This window comes from Nocardiopsis coralli, from assembly GCF_014892575.1.
Taxonomy (GTDB): Bacteria; Actinomycetota; Actinomycetes; order Streptosporangiales; family Streptosporangiaceae; genus Nocardiopsis; species Nocardiopsis coralli.
The window spans coordinates 234,360-258,800 of record NZ_JADBGI010000002.1 but is presented as its reverse complement, the minus strand read 5'-3'; the positions used below and the strand labels follow the sequence as shown (position 1 = coordinate 258,800).

Sequence of the window (24,441 nt, the reverse complement as noted above, 5' to 3'; positions counted from 1 at the left end):
ACGGGCGGTGGCCGTCGTCGGGGGAGGCGGGGAAAGCGGCCCGCTCAGACACCCACCCCGCGCACCAGGCCGTAGAGGTCGGTGTCGCCCCGCACGTCGAGGCGCTCCAACAGGTCGAGCACCGTCGCCTCCGGCTGCAGGCCCACGGCGGGCATCAGGGCGGACACCTTCGGCAGGGCATCCCCTTCACCGTCCGCGTCGAGCCCCGCCAGGTACAGGGCCCGCCTCAGTCCGTCGCGGGGAGCCAGGTGGGCCCGACGGACCCGGACCCGCACGGTGCCCTCGGCCAGGGTGACGAAGGCGTGGTCGCCCTCCAGGGCCCCGGTGCCGAGCAGGGCCGTCCGGATCGAGCTCATCGACGGGTACGACTTCCACGTCACGTACGAGCCGCGTTCGCCGACGGTCACCGGGCGGCGCTCTCCCGGACGCAGGCCGCACGCCGCTGCGAAACCCGCGGGCACCGGGAACCCGGAACCGCGCAGGTGCTCCCGGTTGAGGTCCACCCGGAACCACCAGGTGCCCTCTGGGTCGCGGAAACACCGGCGCGCACGCTCGACCGGGCGGCGCGGCCGGTACCGGAGCTCCTCCTCGGGCGAGAAGGCGCCCGCCATCCCGATGCGTCCGTCCTTCGACCGGGTGAACTCGGGGCCGTACCCCGTCGAGCGGATCGAGCTCTCGCTGATGTCGTACTTCTGGGTGACGCGATCGACCAGGACGTTCATGTCCACGGAACCGCCCGCGGCCTCGATCTCCCGGCGCATCGAGTCCGCCAACCCCGGGTACTCCTGCCCGCCCCAGCAGCGAAGCCCGACCACCTTGCGGTCCACGAGCTGGAAGCGCCGGTCGGCCCTGATCCGGCTGCGGACCCCGGCCATGCTGTAGTCGCCGCCGATCCCCTCGGCCAACGTGTCGAAGGACAGAGGGGAACCGACCAGGGTCAGCACGGCGGCCGCCTTGTCGGCGACACTGCGGCGCCACGACACCACGTGGCCGTCCATGACCTTGCTCAGGGGGAGCGCGTCCAACCACGCCGGGACGTGCTCGAGCCGGATGCCCCCTTCCACGAGCGTGCTCTCGACCTCGTCCAGGGGCAGGACCGAGCGTTCACGCAGGCGCATGGCGATCGTCTGCTCCAGGGTCGAGGAACGCAGTGTGGTCACCCATCCGTCCCGCGTCCAGTGGTGGGGCAATAGAGCCAGGACCGCATCACCGGCCGGCACACCCAGGGTCGGGAGCGTGGCGCGGTGCTCCGGGCACAGGTCCCAGAACGCCTTGGCGGGGGCGGCAGAGCCGAGCGCTGCCTCGACCTTGCGCAGGTGCTCGGACGTGGCCCGCCCGAGCGGGCCCTCCGCCCACGCGGCGAGCTCGTCGGCGGTGCGCTTCTGGACCTGGCGCGCCCACGTGCGCGTGACCCCGAGCTCCCCGGCGACCTGGTCGAGGGCGACCGGGGGACGGGTGAAGAGCCGCTGGACGGCGATGCTCCTCTTCCGGTCGGGGGCGTTGAGGCACCAGGCCTCGATCTCCTCCATGAACGCCGGCGTATCGGAAGCCTGCTCCCGGCACGCGCGCTCGACCGGGATCTGTTCCAGCACCCGGCGGAACTGCGCGGCGAGCTCCTCGACCGCGGCTTCCTCGCCCTTGGCCTGCAACAGGCGCCAGACCGGCGAACCGACGAACGCTTCCTCCCCGGTGAGGTAGAGCGCGGGCATCACCTCGCCGGGGCAGTGGCCGCCCCACCGCTGCGCGGTGAGCCGGGCCAGCCCGTCCGCAAGCTTCTCGGCGCCTGTTCTGTCCAGGACCAGGGGGAGGCGCACACGGTTCCACCACCGGTGCTGCGGCAGCGACCCGTCGTGCAAGGCATGGCGCACGAGGTCGTCGCGGGTGTGGGCCAGGGGCGGGACAAGACTGCTGAGGGGGAAATCCGGTGACCTGGTCAAGGCTGCCTTCCGGGGGTGACAAGCTCTGCGGGGGCAACAGCAGAACTCACCGTAGAGCAGCAACGGGGCACGTGGGGTGACAACGCTGGAACTCAGGTTCCGATGGGGTTCTTGTCCCGATCTGCACCCGCGCCATCGCCGTTTCGGGTGCCCGGATCGCGTGATCCGGTCCCGTCCCGGGTATCCGGCTCGTCGTCCCGGAGACCGCGATGGCATCGATCCCGTGATCATCGCGCCCGTCGATCAGGCTGTCTGCGGCCTCGTTACTGCTGACGCCGGCCTGACCGCGCGCCGCCAGCGCCGCCAGGCACGGGCGCCCGCTCGCGCACACGCTGTTCTCCCAGGAGACCCAGGTCCGGTTGGAATTTGCGCACCTGCTCGAATGAGTGCCGGTGCGGCCCATGCGACCGCTCCTGTGCCACCCCTGCTCGTGCACGGAACCGGCCATGTGGACGGTCTCGATCACGACCGCGACGACCGTGCCGCCCGGGTCTCGATCAGGTTCTCGATCGCGCCGGAGGGATCAGCGCCCCGGGAACTGCCCACGTGATGCCCGAAGCAGTTCGGCAAGCCCCGACCGATCCGAGGGCCGGCCCCTGTCGTCCACTACACCGCTCCACTACCTCAGGCCGTGTCGATCTCGTGCAGCCGGTCCAGGGCGGCGGCTACCTCCCCCTCCTCATCCTCCACGAGGTCTTCCGCGTCTTCGGCACAGGCGTGGACGGCTTCGAGGAGATCCTGGGCGTCCTCCTCCCGGCTGCTCTGCTCCAACGCTCGCACCGTGTCGACGGCGGTGTGCACGGCCCGGGCGTAATAGGACGCCTGTTCCTGGGGGACCGGCTCGGAGACCTCGAGCGCGCTCTCGAACAGGCTCGAGAGCACACCCGTGTCCCCGGAAACCACTGCGGCCCGGGCCTCCAGCTCCAGGGCCAGGGCGGGGGAGCGCTCGCTCTCGGCCAGCAGGAGCCCCACGAGGCTCTCGTGGTCCAAGGAACGCAGGTGGGTGGCGACCTCGGGCACCTGAGGGGCCTGTTCACCGTGCTCGCGGTCGAAGAGGTGCACCAGACCCACCGCGACCACGTGCTTGCAGCAGTTGCCCTCCATGGCCCACGGGCACTCACAGCTCCAGAAGAAATGGCCCGTGTCGGTGAGTTGGACCCGGTAGCGGGCCCTTCCACTCACGGTCGCGTGTACCCGGCCCTGACTGAGGCGGCGGCCGGACACACGGTCGAGGTAGTCCAGCGCGCGGTCGAAGGAGGGTTGTCCGGCGGTGTGGAGCAGTTGCTCGCGCGAGAGTTCAGCCATGGCCGAAGTCAACCAGAGGGGTCGGGCACCGTCGGGCGGTGCCCCGCCCGACGGTGCCTCCTGGCACAACCAACCGCCCGGCTCTTGTCCAGGTTCGTGTGTGGCACGCGCGGGACGTTCGCCGGCTCCGCGCGGTGCACGGCCGTGAAAAGCTCGGCGAGAGCCGAACAGAGCAGAGGGGAACCGCCATGGCACACGAGAACCCGCCGTTCAGCCTCATCAGCTCCGGGATCGAACAGCTGCGGCAGAGCAACCCGGGCCAGGAGGGGCGCGTGGCCCCCGAACGCCTCTACTCCGGCCAGGACGTACGCATCATGCACCTGGTCCTGGACGCGGAGATGACCGAGCACCGCGCACCCTCGCCGATCGTGGTGCAGGTGGTGGAAGGGCACGTGCGCTTCGACATCGAGGACCAGGGCCACGAACTGGGGGCCGGTGGTATGGTCCACGTCGCCGCCGGGATCCCGCACGCCGTCACCCCGCTCGGGGGTCCGGCCCGTATCCTGATCCACCTGCTCCACCCGGTACACCGGGGGCCGGGCGAGTACGGTCAGGAAGACCCGGCCGGGGAACCGTACCGAAAGTGAGACCGGTTGTACGCAGGGACCTTCACACTCGTGGCCCACGATCGTGCCACGGGCACGTGCGGCGTCGCCATCAGCAGCCGGATGCCGGCGATCGGCGCCTTCACCGTGTTCGCGCACGCGCGGGCGGGGGCTGTGGCCACCCAGGCGTTGATCAACCCCTTGCTGGGCGTCGACGCCCTGGAGCTGTTGCGGTCCCGTCCCGCCGACGAGGTCCTGGAACAGGTCTTGGCCACCGACCCCGACGCGGATTCGCGCCAGGTCGCGCTGGTCGACACCGAGGGCCGGTCGGCCGCCCACACCGGTGCACAGACGCACCCGTGGAGCGGTCACCGGACAGGTGAGGGATACGCGGTGGCCGGCAACATCCTCACCGGAGCTGACACACTCGACGCGATGGCCGAGCGGTTCGAGGCCACGGCGGCGGAACCCATGGAGGAACGCCTGCTGGCAGCACTGGAGTCCGGGCAGGAGGCCGGGGGAGACCGGCGAGGCCGGCAGAGCGCCGCACTGTACGTGCACACCGGTCACCCCTATCCGTACCTGGACCTCAGGGTGGATGAGCATCCTGACCCCGTGGCCGAACTGCGCCGGGTGCACGGGGTCGCCCAGGTGGAGCTCCTGCCGTTCGTCAAGGCCCTCCCCACACGTGCGCGCCCGGCAGGGGCCTTCGACCGGTTGTTGGATCCCGGCGACTGAAGACGTTCACCTCTGAGCGTGCTCCTGCCCGCGCAGGTGGGCCGGTTCTGAGCGCGGTCCACGGGCTCGTTCCGGGGCGTCTCCTCCACCGGCCCGGCCGGGGCCCGCGACGCCCGGACCCCAGATCGCCCGTCCGTCCCCGAGGCAGCCCGCCGCTGACGGTCTGCCCGGGCGGCCCCGATTCCGTGCCGGCCCCGGCTCTGTGCTTTGCGCGCACGTCGAGGCGGTCCAACAGGGCGAAGACCGTGGCCTGCGGCTGTCGGCCTACTCGCTCATGGACTCGTTCATGTAGTTGATCTCGCTCACGGCCGCCTCGACCGCGCCGTCGGGGTCCTCGATCAGGTTCTCCGTCTCCTCCACGTACGCCATCACCCAGTGGTAGAGGTCCTCGCCGTTGATGGGTTGGCCGTTGAGGTAGAACAACCCGACGGCCTCGGCGGCCGCGTGCAGAGCCCGCAGGTAGGCCGGGCGCTGCTCCTCGGCGGGCAGGACGAAGACGTCGAGGGCCTCGTCGAACAGCAAACACAGGTCGTGGCACCTGCCGTTGCCCACCTCGCGCAGGATCTGGACCGACAGGGGCGGGTCCTCGGGACCCCGCTCTCCGGTCCGCAACCGCCGCATCAGGCCGTCGTGGTCGAAGGGGATCGGGCTCACGTCCAGGGGTGACCGCGGCGGGCGGTACGGCCAAGCGCGGTAGAGCATGCCCGTGGCGTAGGCCATCCCGATGAGGACCGCGTGGTAACAGGGTGTGTCGCCGCGGGGTTCGGAGCAGTCGCAGCTCCAGGTGAAGTCCTCGTCGTCGGAGACCCGGACCCGGTACGTCACCCCCTCGTGGATCACCGTGCCGTGGACCAGCCCGGCCTCCTCGCGGAGTTCGTCGACGAGGCCGAGAGTGTTCATGGCCAGGCCGAAGGTCGAGCGGTCGGCGACGCGGAACAGAATGTCGGTGGTGAGTCGGCTCATACCCCGAGTGAAGCGCAAGATCCGGTCCCGTGCGGGTTGTCCACAGGGTGGATTCGGGGCGGACCCGTGCGTGGGCGACGCCGCGTGAGGGGACTTCCGTTCCGAAAGAGGAGGGCGGCGCCGGCGACTCCTGCCCTGGGCGTCCCCGGCTCAGCCCCGCGGCTCCACGGTGTGCAGCTGCACGTCGATCCGGCCACCGTCGACCTCGGCCGTCATGTACGTGTGGTGCGGCTGCCTGCGGCGGTCCGTGGGCGACCCCGGGTTGAGCAGGCGCAACCCGTTGTCGGCGCGGGTGTCCCAGGGGATGTGCGAGTGGCCGAAGACCAGCACGTCCACGTCGGGGTAGCGCTTCGCGCACCGCTTCTCCCGCCCATGCGCCTGCCCGGTCTCGTGCACGACCGCGAAGCGCACCCCGCCCAGTTCCGCGCGCGCCACCTCGGGCAGGCGTGCGCGCAGCTCCGGCCCGTCGTTGTTGCCGTACACACCGATGAGCTGCTCGGCGCGCGCCTCGAGCGAGGTCAGCGCATCGAGGTCGCACCAGTCGCCGGCGTGGATCACCGCATCGGCCCGGTCGACCTCCTCCCACACCTGCGAGGGCAGGTCGCGGGCGCGCTTGGGCCGGTGGGTGTCGGAGATGATCAGCAGGCGCATGGCCCGCAGGGTATCGGAGGGCACTGCCACGTCACCGCTGCGCGCACCCGGCCATGAGGGCCAGGCCCCGGGGCGGAACCAGGGGCGGCAGGCGGGCTCCGGCCGTGTCGTTGTGCCATGCGTGCGCGCGCACGGCCGCCGCGCACACCGCGTTCCAACGCGCCGCCCGAGCCCTCGGTGACGGTTCCCGGGCGATCTCCTGCCACAGCTCGGACCAGACCGCGAGGTTGTGCCCGTGCACGGCTCCGGTCCCCGCCTGCCCGAGCTCCTCGAAGGGCCGGCCGGGCTCGCCCAGGGAACGCGCCTCGCCCCACCTCAGGCAGGGCTCGCAGGTGCACCGTCCCAGGGCGGGCAGGTGCGCCGTCGCGGTCGGCCCGGCCATGTAGGTGAGCAGCGTACGGTTCAGGATCCCGGGCCAGGTGGGCGCGGGCGGCGGGAAGGGATCACCCGGGTAGGGCGGCGCGCAGCTCGCCGTGGCGGCCTCGTCGAGGGAGGCGAAGGACGCGCCGTGCGCCAGCGCGTCCAGGCCCACCAGGCCTGCCCCGAGCACGGCGGTGTCGTGCACCTCGGACACGACCAGCCGCAGCGCCCGCAACCGCTCCGCCGTGTCCACCTGAACGCGTTCGGGGTCCAGGACCAGCGCCTTGGGGACGCGCACCGGTCCCAGCAGTGCCACCAGGGTCTGGGCCCCGAAGTCACTGAGCCAGGCGGCGTCCACCGGAACGGCGAGCACCGTGCGGTCGGTCCTGACACGATCGACAAGGCGCACCGCCTCCCGCAGTGCTCGGATCCCCGAGGCGTCGCCGGGCAGGAACCCGGTGGGGGTGAGCAGCAGGGCCATCGGGCTCTGCCAGCGGTCCATCTCCGCCAGCGCCCGGCCGGGATCGTGTTCCCCGTTGTAGGCGCTCCACGGCGTGAAGTGGAAGGGCTCCTCCCCGGTGGCCACACGGGTGCGGTGGCGTGCCGGGTCGTGCACCATCGGGTAGGCGTGCCCGGACGCGGTGATGCGCTCGTTGCGCGGGGGAGCCGTGCCCGCGCCCGAGGGCAGGACGATGCCCCCGACCGTCGTGGGCATGCGCAGGTGCAGGCCGGGCGCGGTGTCTCGTACGTGGAGCAGTACGCGGTCGCGGACCGGGGACAGGGGATCGGGCGGACCGGGGGACGCGGTAGGGGAGGACAGCACCGCAGGACCTCGCCGTTCGGGTGACGGGCTCTGTACCGTTCTTCCCCGTTCTCAGGTCACCTGTGGCCTTCTGTCCGCTTGTGGTCACGCTCGGAACGCGGCCGTGTGCCCCGTGTGGTGCACGGTGGCCCGGGTGGCACTCGGGGCCGGGCCGCTGGGGCCCCGGGGGCGGCTGTTCCCAGCGGGGCCCATGGGGCGCACAGCCGGGTCAACCACCGTGACCGGAAGTGGCCACGACAGAGGGTGAACGAGGGGTCCGGAAAACGTTAGCGTTCCGGATGTGGACAAGCTCGACCCTTCCGACAACCAGGCAGCCCTGACCAGGGACTTTCCCACGCTCGTGGACGCGATCCTCCTCCGCGGCCCGCAGGCGGTCGCGGACTCGATCGCGGTCCGGGAACGGGACGGAACCGACCCGCACTCCCCGGTGGGACACCTGCGCTGGTTGCTGCTCAGCCACGCCCACCTGCTCGTGCGTTCCCACGACCGGTCCGAGGTGGCTTGTGTGCTGCACGACCTCTTGGCCCGGCGCCCCTCGGTGTCCGGATGGCTGGCGGGCGCGGAACGGGCCCTGCCACCGGTGCGGCTGACCGTGCGGGGGCCGGCCAGCGCACCCGACGACCTCCGGCTCGTGCGGGTCCTGACGGGCCACCGAGCCCCGGTGCGCTCGATCGAGTGGTCCCCCGACGGCGAGCGCCTGGCGACGGTCGGCTCCCACGACACCTCTGTGCTCATCTGGAACCCGCGCGACTGGACCCAAGAGCGTCGGATCGGCATCGAGGGGGCCGCCCTGGACGTGGCCCTGTGGTCCCCCGACGGCCGGCGCCTCGCGGTGCTGGGCAGGAGCGACCGCTTCCCCGACCTGGGCGAGCACCGCGAGAACGACAGGTCCGGCAGGGAGGGCCGCGTCGAGCACGTGCACACCGTGCTCGTGTACAACACGGTGACCTGGGAGGAGATCGCCGCGACCCACACCGCGCCCCGGTCGGGGTTCAGCGGCAGGCCGGTCATCGCGTGGTCGCCGGATTCCCGCACGCTCGCCGTGGGGGAGGACATCGGTGTGCGGCTGTGGACGGTCGACGAGGAGGAGCGGTCACCGTGGCTCCTGCCCGGCGGCCGGGTGCGGCAGGTCCTCGACCTGGACTGGATCCCCGACGGCGCCCTCACCGCCCTGACCCAGGGACGTGAACAGGTGCCTGGCGGGGCGTCCACGATGCCGGAGAGCCTCCTGGTGACCTGGCCCGACCCGGGCGCGGCCCCGGAGTACTCCGTGTGGGCCCGCGGGGTGCCCTGGGACCCCATCACCGGGGTGCGCCGGCGTCCCGGCAGCGACCGTGTCTGTGTGTACTCCCGCAGCGGGGTGGCCTTGTGCGATACCGCTGCGGAGCGGGTCCTGTGGCAGGAGGAACGCGCCCCCGACGACGCCTGGACCAAAGCGGTGGAGTGGGCCCCCGACGGCCGGGTGCTGGCCGAGCTGCGCTCCCGCCACCAGGGATGGTCCGACCTCGTCCTGTGGGAGACCGGTGAGGGCTCCGAACCGTCGGTCGTCGCCCGGATCGAGTGCGCCCCCGAGGAGACCACGGCGCTGGCCTGGTCACCCGACGGCGATCTGGTGGCCACCGGCGGCGACAGCGGGGTGCGCCTGTGGAGGCCGGAACCGGGCACGAGCCACCGTAGCGGTTTCGACACACGCGTCAGCACACCCGTGTGGAGCCCCGACGGGGACGCCCTGGCGGTCTACTCCCCGTCCGTCGGGGAGTGGTCCGTGGTCGACGCACGGGACCCGAGTGAGCCCGTACTGTCCGGGCCCGAGTGCCCCTTTCCGCGCCTGGACCCCGCCGCGCAGGAGGAACTGATCGAGGCCGCGCGCCACGAAGGGCGCGACTTCGACCTCTACACCAGCATGTACGGCCCCTACGCGCCGGACGCGATCAGTCCCGGGCAGGAGCTGTACGCCCTCGCCGGCCGGGGTTCGCAGATCACCCTCTTCGACCTGGTCGACGGCGGCAGCCGCAGACTCGGCGCGGGGCAGCCCGAGGGCCGGTGGATGCTGTTGCGGTTCACCCCGGAGGCGGAGCGGCTGGTCAGCCTCCACGTGCGCACGCTGACGCGCGAGCGGGACGGCGACTGGGTGGAGGAGCTCGTCCTGACCCTGTGGGACCTGGCCACGGGACGGCAGTCGGCCTGCGAACGCATGCTCCAGACGTGGGCCTCCGACACCCACCGGGTCGATCATCCGCGCGCCCTCGCGGTGAGCGACCGGCACCTGGCCTGGTGCGGGGAGGACGGCACCATCGCCCTGCACGACCTGGAGACCCTGAAGCCCCTGAGCCGGACCCGGACGTCGGGGGCCACCAGGGACGTGGAGTTCTCACCCGACGGGAACACCCTCGCCGTGGTCGGCGAGGGCGGCGTGCGCGTGGTGGACGTGGTCCACGCCGACCGCGGGTGACCGCCGGCCCGGCCGGGTTCGGGCCCGCCCGGCCGGACCCCCGAGGTTCACGGCCCGGCCCGATCCCGCGAAGGGGGCGGGCCGGAACCGCCCGCCACCGCGGGGACCTTTCCCCGGAAACCGGTCGGAGCCGGATGCGTCACCTGCGGAATCCTGTCCCGAACGTCTCCGGGTCGGCGCGCCGGGTAGCCACGCGGCATGACCATCACACCGAGTGACCCGAACGCGGTCACGACACGGATCATCGACCACTACGACGGAGGCAAGCGGGCGTGGGTCAAGGAGGCCGTCCGCTTGTTGCACGCCGATGCCACACGGTCGGCCGACACCCACGTCTTCCAGTTTCCCCTCCCCGCGGACTGGGGCATCGACCTCTACATCAAGGACGAGTCCGTCCACCCCTCGGGCAGTCTCAAGCACCGCATGGCACGAGCGTTGTTCCTGCATGCCCTGTGCACCGGCTGGATAGACGCGAGCACCCACGTGTACGAGGCCTCCAGCGGGTCGACCGCGGTCTCGGAGGCCTACTTCGCGCACCTGCTGGGCTTGCGGTTCACCGCGGTGGTGCCGGCGAGCACCAGCCAGGAGAAGGTGGATCTCATCCAGGCCTACGAGGGAGAGGTCCGCAACCCGGGGGAGGACGGTGACATCGAGAAGGAGGCCGCACGGTTGGCGAAGGCCGACCCCGAGGGCCACTTCATGGACCAGTTCACCTACGCCGAGCGCGCCTACGACTACCGCGACGACCACAACGTGGCAGCCACCGTCTTCCGCCAGATCGCCGAGGAGCGCCACCCCGATCCCCGGTGGTTCGTGGTCGGGGCCGGAACCGGAGGCACGAGCGCGACCATCGGGCGCCACATCCGGTTCAGCCGCCGTGACACCCGGGTGTGTGTCGTGGATCCGCAGAACTCGGCCTTCTTCCCCAACTGGACCGCGAACCAGGGCCGGCCCAAGAGCCGCTGGCCCGACGACCCGGCCACCTGGCAACGGGGCAAGCCGTCCAGGATCGAGGGGATCGGACGCCCGGCGGTCGAGCCCTCCTTCCTGCCCGGGGTCGTGGACCGGATGATCTCGGTGCCCGACGCCGCGTCGGTCGCGGCTATGCGCCTTTTGCTGTCACGCCTGCGCCACCGCGCGGGGCCGTCGACCGGCACCAACCTGTGGGGTGCCCTGCGCATCGTGGCCGAGATGCTGGCCGACGGGGAACGCGGCAGTGTCGTCATGCTCATGTGCGACCAGGGCGAGCGGTACATGCACAACTACTACGACGACGCCTGGGTGCAGGAGCACCTCGGGCAGGACCTCGCCCCCTACACCAAGACACTGGAGAGCTTCCTCCGCAACGGGACCTGGAACGAACCCGCCCCCGTGGCCTCCCAGTACTGAACACGAGCCGGGGCCGCCGCCCCCTGACCCCCTGTGCCAACCCCCGGGGCGGCGCCGGATTCCCCTCCGGCGCCGTCCACCCACGTGCGGGCCGTTGTGGGCACGGCCTCACCGCGGTTCCGCTCGCGGCCCGGCCGATATCCGAATGAGGGCGGGCCGGAAGTGTCCCCCGCCGCGGGGACCTTTCCCCGGAAACCGGGCGCAGACGGACGCCCGATCAGTGAAATCCTGCCCGGAACGTCTCCGGGACGGCGCGCCGGGTATTCACAAAGCATGACCGCCCCCGAACCGGCCCCCTGACCCGCACCGGGGTCGCCCGACTCTCCCCGTGGCGGCCCCGGTGCGACCACGACCTGTCCCTCCCACCCCCGAAGGACGGCGCCGGATCCCCCTCCGGCGCCGTCCGCCCCCACCCGGGTGTCGCGGGCACGAGCGGGCACCGGGACCGCCGTTCCCGCTTCCGACAAATCAGAGGCCGGCTTCGAGGGCGGCGACGCCGGCCTCGAGCACCTCGTCGAACTCCGCGTCGATCTCGTCCTGGGCGTCGGACTCGGCGCGCTCGGTCACGCGGTCCCGGCAATCGCGGTCGCCGATCTCGCACTCGTCCACGATCTCGTGGGGCGAGACGTCGGCCTCGGCACCGGTGTTCATGCCCATGAGAAGGAAGTGCACGTCCTCGACCTGGGCCCACACGACCGTCGTGGCCATGTCGAACCCGTCGGCCCCGACATCCATCGTGAAGCCGTCGCCGCCCTCGGGCAGGGCGGGGGAGTCGGCCTCGGCCATGCTGCCCTCCAGCTCCATGTCGTCGTAGGTGGCCGTCAGGGACGAACACGCGTCGAGCATCGCCCGGAGGTGGGCCTCTTCCTCCGCCCCTGCCTGGAACTCGCCGGAGGTCAGCATGTACACGTACACCCCGTGGGCGTCGTCCCCGGACGGGGTGAGGGTCTGCGCGGCGCCCTCGGCGGCCTCCTCGGGCACGTCGCCCGGGCCGCCGTCCATCGCGTCCTCGCACTCCGAGGGCGAGACCGAGTCCCAGTCACCGCCGGCGGAACCGTCGTCCTCGACGTCCGTGATGTCGACGGTCTCCACGTCGAACCCGTCCGGGTAGTCGGACGAGGAGGGCAACAGGGCCTCGAGCCGGTCGCTCTGTTCCAGTTCGACCTGCGGGGAGCCGCACCCGGCCAGCGGCAGGGCGAGCGCCAGGGGGAGGAGGGCGTGGCGGGCCTTCAGGGGCATGGGGGATCCTCACTGCTTCGTTCTGCGTACGCCCACTCCGACGGCACCCCGTACCGGCCGGTTCGCGGGGGCCCGCGAGACCGCGGTCACACCGGGGGCCGGGCGCCGCAAGGCCGACGGACGCCCCCTTGCTTCAGCCCCGTCCGCGCAGGTGCGCCACCTCGGCGCGCAGCTCCTCCACCAGGTCCCACACACGTTCCAGGACCGGTTCGCCCGGACCCCCGGTCGCAGGGCCCTGCCGCCGCGGCGCGGACCCGCCGGAAGCCTCCGGCCCCGGCCCCGCCGTTTCCCGAGCCGGCGCCAGACTGACCCGGTCCACGCCGTCCTCCGCCTCGATGTCGAAGACCACCCGGTCGGAGCGGTGCCAGCTCTCGAACCACTCCAGCGGTGTGCCGTTCTGGTCGAAGGTGCCGCCCTCGAGCAACAACAGCGGCGACCGGTCGGCGACCCCGAGCCCGCGCGCGATCCGCGGGTCCGCCGGTACCGCACGCACCTGGCGCCGGCCGCTGGTGGGGGAGGCCCCGTACCGTTCGCGCATGACCCGGTGCAGGGACGCGTCGTTCAGCATGCGTGTGGTCAGGTCGTGGAACCGCACACGCGGGAGCCAGGTGCGCACGTGGGAGAGGGGTTCCCCGCCCACCGAACGCAGGCGCTCCAGCCGCAGCAGGTCGTCGGTGCCCAGGTGGCGGGCGGCCGCGGGGGAGGCCGTGCGCACGAGGTCCAGGGACAGCACCTCCGTGGACAGGCTCAGCCCTTCGGAGGAGAACTGGTCGTGCAGGCCGGTGACACGCTGCACGAGCCGGTGGTGCTCGGTGGGGGAGGCTGCGACCGGGGCGCGCCCGCGCGCACGGTGCACGCTGCCGTCGTCGATCAGCGTCCCCAGGGCCTGGCGCACCACACTCCGGGAGACCCCGAAACGCTCGCGCAGGGCCGCCTCGCTGGGCAGGGTCTCACCCGGCGGTATCGACCGGTCCCGGATCTCCGCGCGCAGGACGTCGGCCACCTGGGCGTGCAGGGGGCGGGGATCGGAGCGGTCGACAGGCATGGTTGTCATTTTAGGACCTGTGCGGCCGGGCCCCGGGCGGGCGTTCCAGCGCGTCACCCCGAGAGCCCTGGTCGCCGGCCCACTGCACGTGCAGACAACAGAACCGCCCCGGCTGACAACAGAACCCCCGCCCCGGGACCCGGGACGGGGGTCGTGTGCGTGCGGCCGCGCCCCCGCATCGGGCGCGGGATCCTCCCCACGCCCTACGGCCGCACGTGGGGCGGGCGCCCGAGTCCGCCCGGACGGGCGCCCGCCACCGTTCCTCCCCCCCGGTCAGTGCCCGGGGTTGGTGGCCCGCCACACGTGGCCCCACCCGGGGGCCAGCTCGGCGGCGCGGCGCATCGCCAGTACGAGGCTGGCCTCGCGGGCGATGCCCTGCCCGGCGATGTCGAAGGCGGTCCCGTGGTCGACGGAGACGCGCACGACGGGCAGGCCGGCGGTGATGTTGACGCCGTCGTCGCCGTAGACGGCCTTGAAGGGGGCGTGGCCCTGGTCGTGGTAGCAGACCGCGACCAGCTTCCACTTGCCCTGGACGGCGGCGGGGATGAGCGCGTCGGCGGGCAGCGGTCCGTGGGCGTTGATGCCCTCGGCGCGGGCGCGCTCGACCGCGGGCTCCAGGACGTCGGCGTCCTCGTCCCCGAACAGCCGGTTCTCGCCGGCGTGCGGGTTGAGCCCGGCCACCCCGATGGGCTCGTCGGCGTCGCCCTGGGCCTTGGCGAAGGCGCTCATCAGGCGCAGGACCTCCAGAGTCCGCTCCTGGGTGACGTCCTCGATGGCCCGGCGCAGCGACACGTGCGTGGTCAGGTGGAAGAACGACAGGTCGCCGGCGGACAGCACCAGGCTGTAGTCGCTCACACCGAACTCGTGCGCGAGCAGCTCGGTGTGCCCGGGCCAGGGGTGGCCGCCCAGGTGCATGGCGGCCTTGTTCAGCGGCGGGGTGACGATGCCGTCCACCAGCCCGCGCTTGGCCAGGTCGACCGCCTCGATGACGAACCGTGCGGCCCCGTCGCCGGCGTCCGCGCTGAGTTCGCCCAGCGCCACGTGGCCCAGGGACGGTCCGGTCTGGACGATGTCGATGACCCCGGCCTCGTCGGCGGCCTGCTCGGGGCTCTCCACCGGGTTGACGGCAGAGGGGTCGCCGCCGACCGCGGTCACGGCACGGCGCAGGGCGTCGGTGTCACCGATGACCACCGGACGCGCGTACTCACGCACCTCGGGGTGGTGCAGCAGCGCCTTGGCGGTGATCTCGGGTCCGATGCCGGCCACGTCCCCGAGGGTGACGGCGAGCGTGGGGCGTTGGTCGGGTCGGCTCATGTGCTCTGGCCTTTCGTGTGGCGGACGGCGTCGGCGGCGTCCAGGAGTGCGGTCGGGGAGCCGAAGCCCCCGGCCTTGGTGACGATGGTGAGCCCGTGCAGGGGACCGCCGGAGACGGTGCCGATCGGGATGCCGGGTGCGACCTCGCCGGTGAGCGCGATCGCTCGGGCCTGCACCTGCGTCGTCAGGGAACGGGCCCCGTCGCCGCCGGTGACGACGAACCCGGAGAGCGTGTGCTCCTCGGCGATGCGTGCGGCCAGGGCACCGAAGCGGCGGGCCACGTCGGCCGGGGACAGTGCCCCGTCCCGGTCCTCGGGCGCCACAAGGGCCAGCCGCGGGGCGCCGGCGTCGAAGCGTTCCAGCACACTCCGGCTCCAGGACCGCCAGGCGTCCTCGTCGGCGAGGTCGGCCGCGCCGGGGCGCTCCACCCGGGTGCCGGGCTCGGCGGCCAGGCGTGCGACCTGGTCGCGGGCGGTGCGGTGCAGCGAGGTGACCATGACCAGGGCGGGGCCGTGCGTGTGCCGGGGTGCCCAGGTGCGGGCGAGCTGGGCGGCGAGCCCGGCCGAGCCCACCGGAACCGCGTCGGGGCCCAGCGCAGCCACGGCGGCGGCCACACGTTCCAGGTCGGCCTCGGTCTCGGCGTCCACGACCGCCACGGGCCCGGCCGCGCGCAGGAGTCCGGCGTCCTCTCCGGCGTCGATGCCGGTCAGCCGCACGTGCTCGGCGCCCAGGAGCTCGGCCACGCGGCTCTCGGTGACCGGGGTGACCGGGTCCTGGCCCGCGGCGGTGCGGTGGACCTCGACCCCGTCGACCAGCAGGACCCCGTCGCGCACGGTGCGCCCGTTGGCGGGGTAGGCGGGGCAGACCACCGCCACGGCGCCGGGTCCCCACACCTGCAGGACCCCGTCGATCTCGGCGCGGATGCGCCCGCGCAGGGTCGAGTCGACCTTCTTGTAGAGCAGGTCGACGCCGTTGGCGCGCAGGTCCTGCAGCGCCTGCCCGGCGGCCTGCGCGGCTTCGCCGGAGGGAAGGGCGCGGGAATCGGTGGTCACGGCCACGACCTCGGCGGCGGTGTCGGCCGCCGAGAGTTGGAGCTCGGTGCTCCACCCGGCGCGCACGAACTGGACGGCAGTGTCGCCCGCCCCGGTCAGGTCGTCGGCGACCACGGCGATGTGCGGGCCGGTCATCAGCGGTCCTCCTCGTCGGCGCTGTTCTCTGCGGCGGCCAGGGCCTCTTCCTCGGCCTTCTCGGCCTGGGCCGGCTGGGCCCCGGCCCGGCGCAGCACCCAGGTGGTGACAACCGGGGCCAGGAGCGCGGTGACCAGCACGCTGGCCGCGACCTGGGAGGTGGCGGTACCGACGTAGGCGGCGAAGGACGGGTCGGCGGCGGCCACGATGGCCGGGGTGGCCACGGCGTTGCCGGAAGCGGTGCCGGCGGCGAACCCGAGGCCGGACTCCTTGCCGCGGCGCAGCAGGAACCGGTACCCGAGGTAGACGAACCCGCCGGTCACGACGGTGATGACCGCACCCAGGAGGATGCCGGTGAGGCCGCCCTGCGCGACGTCGGCGAGGTCGATGTCGGTACCCAGGGCGAAGGCGAAGAACGGGATGACGATCGAGGGCACCGGCTTGAGGACCTCGCGCCACTGGTGATCGATGTTGCCGACCAGGACACCCAGCAGGAACGGCACGATCGCGGCGAGCAGCGTCACGAACGGGATCTGGCCCAGCCCGGAGGCGCCGATGAACAGCAGCGCGAAGAAGGGGCCGTCGTTGACCGCGCCGGCGATGTAGGCGCCGCGGTCCTTGGCGCGCCCGTACTGGCCGGTGATGGCCAGCCACAGCCCGCCGTTGGCGTTGGTGGCAGCGGCGATCATCGCCAGGATCGAGATCCCGAAGATGCCCTCCGGGCCTGTGACCATGGCCAGGGCGATGATGAGCAGGCCGGGCACGATGCTCTTGCCGAGCAGGACCACACCGGTGGTGGCCAGGATCGGCCCGCTCGTGCGCAGGCTGACCTGGGTCCCGGTGGCGAAGATCAGCAGCGCGATCAGCGGCATGGCGCTGTCCTTGAACAGCGCGGTGGTGAAGCTGCCGATGTCCAGGGCGGCGGGGGCGAAGGTCCCGATGACCGAGCCCAGGACCAGGGGGATGAGCATCGCCCCGCCGGGGATCTTGTTCATCCAGTGGAAGAGGGGGACCGGTGACCCGTGGTTGTCGCGCATACATGTCCGTTCGCAGGAGCCCCCGAGCGTGGCTGTACCCGGGGGCATGACGCATATTGTCCGTACAGATTGTACGTACAGCAACGTGCTGTGCCAACGGCTCTGCACAAGAATTCACAGGCCGGGGCGGTTCCGGCGGTGCCGCTGCCCCTGTTCTGCGGGTGCTGCAAGGGCACGACCCGCCGCACAGTGCCCTGCACGCCGGATGTTCACGTCTGTGACGGTTTCCGGGGCGGCCCGGGGCCGGACCCGGGGACGGCCAGGGTCCGTGGGCGGCATCACCCGAACCCTGCGTCGAGGATCTTGCTACTGGAGCCGACTTCGGCGCTGATATCGGCTCTGGTGGCAAGATCCCCGCAGATCCGCCCGACCGCCGTCAGACCCCCGCGGTCTCGCGCAACCGCGCCAGAACCGGTGGCAGGTCCCCGGAGTGCGCCACCGTCAGGCGTCTCGTGGCCCGGGTGACCGCCACGTACAGGTCGTTGGCCCCGCGCGGCTGTTCCAGGACCGCCTCCGGGGCGACCACGACGACCGAGTCGAACTCCAAGCCCTTGGCCTCGGTCGCGGTCAGCACCACCACCTCCTGCGACAGCGCGTCGCGCCCCGGTGCCGGCCGCGCCGCCCCGGGCACGGCCGCGGCGACCTCCTCCACCAGTCGGTCCGCAGTCACCAGCGCCACACGGCCCTCGCCGATAGCGCCGCGTTCCTCCTCGACCAGACCCGGAAGGCCCTCCTCCCACGGCCCGTCCACGGCGACCGCACGCGGCGGGTCGCCCTCGGTACGGACCGACTCCGGCGGTTCCTGGCCCGGTTCGGCCACGGCCAGCACGTCCGCCGCGACCGCCATGATCGGTGCCGGGGTGCGGTAGTTGACGCGCAGGTGCTCCACGTGCACCTTGCCCGGGGCGTGGTGCTCCAGGGCCTCGGTCCAGGAACCGGCGCCGCCCGCGCCGCCGGTCTGGGCCAGGTCGCCCACGACCGTCAGCGACCGGGTGGGGACCCGCCGCACGATCGCGCGCCAGCCCATCGCCGACAGTTCCTGGGCCTCGTCGACGACCACGTGCCCGTAGGCCCACTCGCGGTCGGCCGCGGCCCGGTCGGCGGTGGTGCGCTCGGGCCCGCCGTCGTGGTGGAAGGACGCGAAGTCGGCGACCTCGATCCGGTTGTCCTCGTGCATGCCGGTGATCTCCAGGGCGCCCTGGGCGTAACGGACCTCGTCCTCCTGCTCGGCCCTGCGGCGGCGCTCGGCCGCCTGTTCGGCGCTGTTGTCCTCACCCAGCAGCTCTGCGGCCTCGTCGAGCAGCGGCACGTCCTCGACCGTCCAGGGCGCCCCGGCCTCCCGGGCAAGCAGGGCACGCTCGCCGCTGTCCAGACCGGCGCTCTCACCCACCCTCTCCAGGGCCTCGGGGTCGCCGTAGAGCTCCTCCAGCAACTGCTGCGGGCCCAAGTACGGCCACAGGGCCTCCAACGCGGCGTGCACAGGGTCCTCGAACCAGAGGCGCTCGGCGAGGAAGGGCAGGTCCTCCTCGTCCACGGGGCGCTCGAGCAGGTGCGACTCGGCGCGTGCGATCTCCCGGAGCAGTGTGGTGACCACGTACTTGCGGGCGACGTTGTGCGCCAGTCCCAGTCCGCGCGCGGTCTCCAGTACCTGCGCGCACACCTGGCCGGGAACCGTCACCGTGCCCGAGTCGGTCACCACGTGCAGGTCCTCGGTGTCGAAGGCCTGCCGGGGGCCGCGTTGGCGGTCCTCGACCGCGGCGCGCACCAGGTCGGCCATCCGCGCCGACCCCTTGACACGGGCGTGCTCGTGGTCGTCGTGCGCGGTGGCGTGCACCCCGGGCACGAGCTCGCCGAGGGTGCGCATGACCGCCTCGCTCTCGCCCAGCGCGGGCAGCACGTCGCCGATGTAGCGCAGGAACGCCGGGTTGGGGCCGACCACGAGCACCCCGCGCCGTTCCAGCACCCGCCGGTGGGTGTAGAGCAGGTAGGCCGCGCGGTGCAGCGCCGCCACGGTCTTGCCGGTGCCGGGGCCGCCCTGGACCACCATGATCCCGGACAACGGGGCGCGGATGACCCGGTCCTGCTCGGCCTGGATGGTGGCCACGATGTCGCCCATGCGCCCGGTGCGTCCGCGCTGCAGCGAGTCGAGCAGCGCGGCCTCGCCCACCAGCCCGCTGCGTTCGGAGTCCGACAGGCGCTCGGCGTCGAGCACGTCGTCGTCCAGGCCCACCACACGGCGCCGGCGCACACGCAGGCTGCGGCGGCGGGTCACCCCCTGGGTGTCGAACGGGGTCGCCGCGTAGAACGGGCGCGCGGCGGGGGCGCGCCAGTCCACCAGGATCGTCTCGTGTTCGGCATCGCGCAGCCCGATGCGCCCGATGTACCGCGCCTCGGGATCGTCCTCACCGGGGTGGGCGAGGTCGATGCGGCCGAAGCACAGGCCCTCCTCGACCGAGCCGAGCTGGCCGCGGCGCCGGGCGTGCTCGAAGGCGCGGGTCTCGCGCTCCTCGAGGGCGGCGTACCCGGAACGCTCCTGGGCGTGGGCGTCGGAGAGCCGGCCCTCGGTGTTCGCACGCAGCTCGTCCAGGCGCCGGTACATCACGTCGACCCGGGCCTGCTCGGTGGCCAGGGCCGCACGTTCGGCGGAGGTGTCGGCGGCGCTCTCGGAGGCCTGTTGACCGTGGTTCATGAGAGTGATATCCTGACCGTGTAAGATGTGTGAAGACATCGATTTCTGAGCTTTTGAGCTCCGTATCCTAACACGGGGCTCCCTTTTTGTGCGCTCTCGATGCTGCGTTCCGACTCACGCCGCCTTCCCTCCCCAGCACACCCCGCCAGGCGCTACACTCGTGCCCATGCGAACCGTGAACCCCACCCGCGCCCAGTGGTGGCGCCGCCTCTAGGCGGCGCTCGAGGAGTTCGCGTACCCACGTGACAGCGACCGCCCGCACCGGCGGTCGTTCTTCGTCTCCAACGGCCCCGGACCTGCGGTCCCCACCGACCAGCTTCCGCAAAGGACCGGCCGTGCAGCCCACCGACGAGCACACCAGCACCCACCGCACCCAGGGCGGGGTCACCGTCCGCCGCCGCGCCACCCCCTGCGACCCCGAGGTCCTCACCACCCTCGTCCGCGACGTCGAGGACCGCCGCGGGGGCGTCCTCTCCTCCGGCATGGAGTATCCGGGCCGCTACGACCGCTGGCACCTGGGCTACGTCGACCCCTGCGCCGAGGTGTCCACCCGCGGACGCGTCGTCACCGTCGAAGCGCTCAACGACCGCGGCAGGGTCCTGATGCCCGTGCTCGCCCGCGCGCTGGCCGGCGTCGCCCCCCTCGACACCGAGACAGCCGACCGCGCCGTGCTGACCGTGCCCGAACCCGACCCCGAGGCCTTCTTCACCGAGGAGGAGCGCAGCCGCCGGCCCAGCGTCTTCACCGCCGTGCGCGCCCTCGTGGGGGCCATGTCCAGCCCCGACGACCCCAACCTCGGGCTCTACGGCGCCTTCGGCTACGACCTCGCGTTCCAGTTCGAGCCGGTCGAGCGCCACATCGACCGCGACCCCGAGGATCGCGACCTCGTCCTGCACCTGCCCGACGCCGTCGTCGTGCGCGACCGCAAGCGAGAGACCTGCGTGCGCTACACCTACGAGTTCACCGTGCCGGCCGAGGGCGACCGCGCCGAGGCGAGCACGGAGGGGCTACCGCGCGAGACCGCGCCGACCCCGCCCGTGCAGGCCGCCGAGGTCCCCGCCGGCCCCGAACCGGGCTCCTACGCGCAGGTCGTCGCCCGGGCCAAGGAACGCTTCCGTCGCGGGGACCTGTTCGAGGTCGTGCCCGGCCACCGCAACTACGCACGCTGCTCCTCGCCCGCCCGCTTCTACGAGATGCTGCGCGAGCGCAACCCCGCCCCCTACGAGTTCTTCTTCAACCTCGGCGGGGGCGAATATCTCGTCGGCGCCTCCCCGGAGATGTTCGTTCGGGTCAGCGGCCGCCCCGGCGAGGGGCAGCGGGTGGAGACCTGCCCCATCTCCGGCACCATCCGCCGAGGGGAGGACGCCCTGGGCGACGCCGAGAACATCCAGGAGCTGCTCTCCTCGGTCAAGGAGAAGTCGGAGCTGACCATGTGCACCGACGTCGACCGCAACGACAAGTCCCGCGTGTGCGAACCGGGCAGCGTGCGTGTCATCGGGCGCCGCCAGATCGAGATGTACTCGCGCCTGATCCACACCGTCGACCACATCGAGGGCACTCTGCGCCGCGACTTCGACGCCCTGGACGCCTTCCTCACGCACATGTGGGCGGTCACCGTCACCGGCGCACCCAAGACCTGGGCGATGCGCTTCATCGAACAGAACGAGTCCAGCCCCCGCCGCTGGTACGGGGGCGCGGTCGGCGTCATCAACTTCGACGGATCGATGAACACCGGTCTGACCCTGCGCACGGCCCATATCCGCGACGGGGTCGCCGCGGTGCGCACCGGCGCCACCCTCCTCTACGACTCCGACCCCGAGGCGGAGGAGCGCGAGACCTTCCTCAAGGCGCGGGCGCTCATGGAGACCCTCGCCCTCGGTGAGGAGGCCGACCGCGCCGACCAGGAGCCCGCGCCCGAGCCCGCCGCCGAACCCGAACGCGAGGCCGAGGGGGAGGGGCTGCGGGTCCTGCTCGTCGACCACGAGGACTCCTTCGTCAACACCCTCGCCGACTACGTACGCCGCCACGGCGCCGACGTCACGACGGTGCGCTACGGGTTCGCGCCCGAGCTCCTGGACCGTCTGGCCCCCGACCTGGTGGTGCTGTCCCCGGGGCCCGGCCTGCCCGAGGACTTCGGCATGAACGGGCTGCTCGACGCCCTGGCCGCCCGCGGCCTGCCCGTCCTGGGCGTGTGCCTGGGCCTGCAGGGCATGGTCGAGCACGCCGGGGGAGAGCTGCGCACCCTGGACGAACCCGTGCACGGCAAGCCCGGCCGGGTCCGTGTCACCGGCGGGTCGCTGCTCAGCGGGCTCGGCGAGGACGGCCGGTTCCCCGCTGCGCGCTACCACTCGACCTACACCTTCCCGGACCAGGTCAAGGGCTACGAGGTCACGGCCGTGCTCGAGGGGGAACCCGACGAGGGGCCGGTCGTCATGGGCATCGAGGACCCCGTCACCGGCTGGGCCGCGGTGCAGTTCCACCCCGAGTCGATCCTCACAGCGGGGGTGGGCGAGCAGATCGTGGCCCGCGCCCTGCGTGCGGCACGGCGCTGAGGCTCGGCCGTCCGGGTCCTACGCGGGCTCGGACGGCCGCCGCTCGTCGATACCCCGCGCGCGGATTACCGCGTTCGGTCATCGCTGTCCTGGCCGGTTCAGGTCACCCCTGCGGTCGAACCCGGCCCTGCCCCGCCCCATCGGAACCTGGCAACAAGCCCGGAACGGCGGCGCGGGGCGGTTTCACGGTGGACGACCGGGTCCGGGGCCATCCCCGCTCGACGACATGGATGTGGAGCAGGACATGACTCACGGTAACGGCCGCACGAACTCGACCCTGATCGTGATCATGTGCGTAGGGATCGCCGCCCTCGCGCTGGTCCTCGGTATCGGCGCCGGCGTGTTCGTGCTCAGCGAGCGCGTCACCAAGGAGGAAAACGGCACCGCCACCACCGAGCAGGACGGCGGTGGTACGGCTGAGGCCGACGAGGCGGACTCGGGCGGCGACGGGGCCGACTCGGACACCACGGGGGCCGGGGACACCAGCGTGCAACCGGGTGCCCTGGAGTACTCGGTCGCGTCGGTGGAGACCGGAGTCGGGGCCATCGAGGGCGCACGGCAGACCGTCGAGCCCGAGGGCCAGCACATCGTCTTCCAGCTGGACTTGCGCAACAACGGCGACGAGGAGTCCTGGCACACGGGGTCCGAGGTGACCCTCGTCGACTCCGACGGTGTCGAGCACGAGTTCTCCATCCCGGCGGGCCCCGCCGTGTCGGAGACCGGGGTCACCTCCTCCCGCCTGCAGCCCGGGGAGCAGGACACGCGTCCGATCGTCTTCGACATCCCCGAGCACGTGGAACCCGAGTACCTGAGGGTCGGCGACGGCGAGGACGGCGGGCGCATCGACGAGCTGTACTTCTGAGCGGCTCCACACGCGTGATCGGGCAGAGCAGGCCGGGCTCCGGGGTGGAACGACCGCCCCGGAGCCCACAACAGTTGTCACAGGGAAAGATTTAACCCGCTTCGACCTGCGGCGACAGGTTTCTCTGCCCTTGGGGCGGTTTGATCGTTCCGTGACCGGACAGGGGCCGTGTATGGGACTCATACTCACGATCCTCGGAATCATCGTTCTCGTCTCCGGCGTGTTGGGGGTGCTCCGAGGGCAGCTCCTGTGGGGTATCATCCTCATCGTCGTCGGGCTGGCCCTCACGCCCGGCTACTTCTACGGCTTCTGACGCCCCCACCAGGGCTCCGGCCCCGGTCGAGCGGGCCGGGGCCGGGGCCGCGGCCGTGTACCCTCGTACGTGGCTGTTCAGCCCCGCCCCACCCGTGCACCCGTGTCCTGGGAATACACCAGGCCGCGGCTCTCACGTGTGCCCGGAGCGGGGGAGAATCGACGGGAGGCAAACAGTGCAGAGGGTCGAGCCGCAGGTACGACTGGTCGCGCGTCCGCAGGTGGACTACGACGCCATCACCGACTACCTGAAGGAGGTCGGTGGAGAGGCGTGGCTGGAGCGGTTCGACCGCGGTGAGCTCGACACCCACCTCAACGACCCGCAGAACCTCGCCGAGTTCGCGGGCCGCCTGTGCTACCGCTCCTGGGAGCCGGGCCTGAACCCCAACGTCACCCGCGTGCGCACCGACCAGGACGCCTACCTGGGCAACCTCCTGCGCAGCATGCACGGTTCGGTCCTGGAGCACATCAGCTTCAGCTTCGTGCTCCACAACGTCTCCCGGGTGCTCACCCACGAGCTCATCCGCCACCGTCCCGGCGTGGCCGTCTCCCAGGAGTCGCTCCGGTTCGTGCGCCTGACCGACCTGCCGTTCTGGTTCCCGGACTGGGCGGAGGACGACCCCGAGCTCATGGAACGCGCCTCTCAGATGCTCCAGCAGATGGAGGAGTTCCAGTTCTGGATGGCCGAGCACTTCGGCCTGGACGACGAGGGCGTCAAGTTCGCCGAGAAGAAGCACAAGACCTCCTTCATGCGCCGTTTCGCCCCCGAGGGCGTGGCCACCGGCCTGGTGTGGACCGCGAACGTGCGCACCCTGCGCCACGCCATCGAGGCCCGCACCGCTCCCGGCGCGGAGGAGGAGATCCGCCTGCTCTTCGACCGCATCGGCGGCACCCTCAAGGAGGAGGCCCCGGCGCTGTTCGGCGACTACACCGTGGAGGACGGGGCCTGGGTGCCCGAGTGGCGCAAGGTCTGATCCTCCGCCCCTGAATCCCCGCGCCCGCCGCCGGTCCGACCGGCGGCGGGCGCTTCGTGTACGCCCA

At 72.3% G+C, this 24,441-nt stretch carries 19 protein-coding genes; 8 read left to right on the top strand and 11 right to left on the bottom strand.

Features of this window, described 5'->3' with window-relative positions; genetic code table 11:
* Positions 1-44: 44 nt before the first annotated feature.
* Both IDM40_RS03040 and IDM40_RS03035 read right to left on the bottom strand, forming a co-directional pair.
* A complete protein-coding gene (locus IDM40_RS03040) occupies positions 45-1,937 on the bottom strand; it encodes an RNA polymerase subunit sigma-70 (protein WP_193120334.1) in 1,893 nt (630 codons plus the stop codon).
* A 624-nt stretch (positions 1,938-2,561) separates the two neighbouring features.
* Positions 2,562-3,242: an SWIM zinc finger family protein gene (locus IDM40_RS03035; RefSeq protein WP_193120333.1), complete on the bottom strand. Its 681-nt coding sequence runs from the start codon at positions 3,240-3,242 to the stop codon at positions 2,562-2,564.
* A 188-nt stretch (positions 3,243-3,430) separates the two neighbouring features.
* On the opposite strand from IDM40_RS03035, the gene IDM40_RS03030 reads away from it, so the two are divergent.
* Complete coding sequence (locus tag IDM40_RS03030) at positions 3,431-3,829, top strand: cupin domain-containing protein (protein ID WP_193120332.1); 399 nt, start codon at positions 3,431-3,433, stop codon at positions 3,827-3,829.
* Positions 3,830-3,835: 6 nt separating this feature from the next.
* Positions 3,836-4,525, top strand: coding sequence for a DUF1028 domain-containing protein (locus IDM40_RS03025; protein ID WP_193120331.1), 690 nt, complete (start codon positions 3,836-3,838; stop codon positions 4,523-4,525).
* A 264-nt stretch (positions 4,526-4,789) separates the two neighbouring features.
* Here the strand turns inward: IDM40_RS03025 and IDM40_RS03020 are convergent, their stop codons facing one another.
* The 3 genes from IDM40_RS03020 to IDM40_RS03010 all read right to left on the bottom strand — a co-directional run bounded on the left by IDM40_RS03020 (position 4,790) and on the right by IDM40_RS03010 (position 7,322).
* Positions 4,790-5,488, bottom strand: coding sequence for a hypothetical protein (locus IDM40_RS03020; RefSeq protein ID WP_193120330.1), 699 nt, complete (start codon positions 5,486-5,488; stop codon positions 4,790-4,792).
* 150 nt (positions 5,489-5,638) lie between these two features.
* On the bottom strand, positions 5,639-6,139 hold the full coding sequence (locus tag IDM40_RS03015) for a metallophosphoesterase family protein (protein WP_193120329.1): 501 nt from the start codon (positions 6,137-6,139) through the stop codon (positions 5,639-5,641).
* 31 nt (positions 6,140-6,170) lie between these two features.
* Positions 6,171-7,322 (bottom strand): hypothetical protein, encoded by a 1,152-nt coding sequence (locus IDM40_RS03010; protein WP_328806921.1) that lies wholly within the window; start codon positions 7,320-7,322, stop codon positions 6,171-6,173.
* A 280-nt stretch (positions 7,323-7,602) separates the two neighbouring features.
* Here IDM40_RS03010 and IDM40_RS03005 point away from each other — a divergent pair, with 280 nt between their 5' ends.
* Positions 7,603-9,774, top strand: a complete 2,172-nt coding sequence (locus tag IDM40_RS03005) for a WD40 repeat domain-containing protein (RefSeq protein ID WP_193120328.1) — start codon at positions 7,603-7,605, stop codon at positions 9,772-9,774.
* 198 nt (positions 9,775-9,972) lie between these two features.
* Positions 9,973-11,163 carry a PLP-dependent cysteine synthase family protein gene (locus IDM40_RS03000; RefSeq protein WP_193120327.1) on the top strand — a complete coding sequence of 397 codons (1,191 nt, stop codon included), beginning with the start codon at positions 9,973-9,975 and terminating at the stop codon, positions 11,161-11,163.
* 468 nt (positions 11,164-11,631) lie between these two features.
* Here the strand turns inward: IDM40_RS03000 and IDM40_RS02995 are convergent, their stop codons facing one another.
* The 6 genes from IDM40_RS02995 to IDM40_RS02970 all read right to left on the bottom strand — a co-directional run bounded on the left by IDM40_RS02995 (position 11,632) and on the right by IDM40_RS02970 (position 19,674).
* Positions 11,632-12,402, bottom strand: coding sequence for a hypothetical protein (locus IDM40_RS02995; protein WP_193120326.1), 771 nt, complete (start codon positions 12,400-12,402; stop codon positions 11,632-11,634).
* Positions 12,403-12,535: 133 nt separating this feature from the next.
* A complete protein-coding gene (locus IDM40_RS02990) occupies positions 12,536-13,456 on the bottom strand; it encodes a GntR family transcriptional regulator (protein WP_193120325.1) in 921 nt (306 codons plus the stop codon).
* Between the two features lie 264 nt (positions 13,457-13,720).
* A complete protein-coding gene (gene pdxA, locus IDM40_RS02985; RefSeq protein WP_193120324.1) occupies positions 13,721-14,761 on the bottom strand; it encodes a 4-hydroxythreonine-4-phosphate dehydrogenase PdxA in 1,041 nt (346 codons plus the stop codon).
* Positions 14,758-15,948 carry a four-carbon acid sugar kinase family protein gene (locus IDM40_RS02980; RefSeq protein WP_193120323.1) on the bottom strand — a complete coding sequence of 397 codons (1,191 nt, stop codon included), beginning with the start codon at positions 15,946-15,948 and terminating at the stop codon, positions 14,758-14,760. Before IDM40_RS02980 ends, pdxA begins: the two co-directional genes overlap by 4 nt.
* Positions 15,948-16,985 carry a 2-keto-3-deoxygluconate permease gene (locus IDM40_RS02975; protein ID WP_193120431.1) on the bottom strand — a complete coding sequence of 346 codons (1,038 nt, stop codon included), beginning with the start codon at positions 16,983-16,985 and terminating at the stop codon, positions 15,948-15,950. The genes IDM40_RS02980 and IDM40_RS02975 overlap by 1 nt, the downstream gene beginning before the upstream one ends.
* 376 nt (positions 16,986-17,361) lie before the next feature.
* The gene (locus tag IDM40_RS02970) at positions 17,362-19,674 is read right to left on the bottom strand and encodes a HelD family protein (RefSeq protein WP_193120322.1); all 2,313 of its coding nucleotides are present in this window, start codon (positions 19,672-19,674) and stop codon (positions 17,362-17,364) included.
* A 335-nt stretch (positions 19,675-20,009) separates the two neighbouring features.
* Between IDM40_RS02970 and IDM40_RS02965 the strand changes: the two genes are divergently transcribed.
* The 4 genes from IDM40_RS02965 to thyX all read left to right on the top strand — a co-directional run bounded on the left by IDM40_RS02965 (position 20,010) and on the right by thyX (position 24,374).
* The gene (locus tag IDM40_RS02965) at positions 20,010-22,226 is read left to right on the top strand and encodes an anthranilate synthase component I (RefSeq protein ID WP_193120321.1); all 2,217 of its coding nucleotides are present in this window, start codon (positions 20,010-20,012) and stop codon (positions 22,224-22,226) included.
* Positions 22,227-22,470: 244 nt separating this feature from the next.
* Positions 22,471-23,088, top strand: coding sequence for a DUF4352 domain-containing protein (locus IDM40_RS02960; RefSeq protein WP_193120320.1), 618 nt, complete (start codon positions 22,471-22,473; stop codon positions 23,086-23,088).
* Between the two features lie 172 nt (positions 23,089-23,260).
* The gene (locus IDM40_RS02955; RefSeq protein WP_193120319.1) at positions 23,261-23,401 is read left to right on the top strand and encodes a GPGG-motif small membrane protein; all 141 of its coding nucleotides are present in this window, start codon (positions 23,261-23,263) and stop codon (positions 23,399-23,401) included.
* Positions 23,402-23,576: 175 nt separating this feature from the next.
* Positions 23,577-24,374 (top strand): FAD-dependent thymidylate synthase, encoded by a 798-nt coding sequence (thyX, locus tag IDM40_RS02950; RefSeq protein WP_193120318.1) that lies wholly within the window; start codon positions 23,577-23,579, stop codon positions 24,372-24,374.
* The last annotated feature ends 67 nt before the right edge of the window (positions 24,375-24,441 follow it).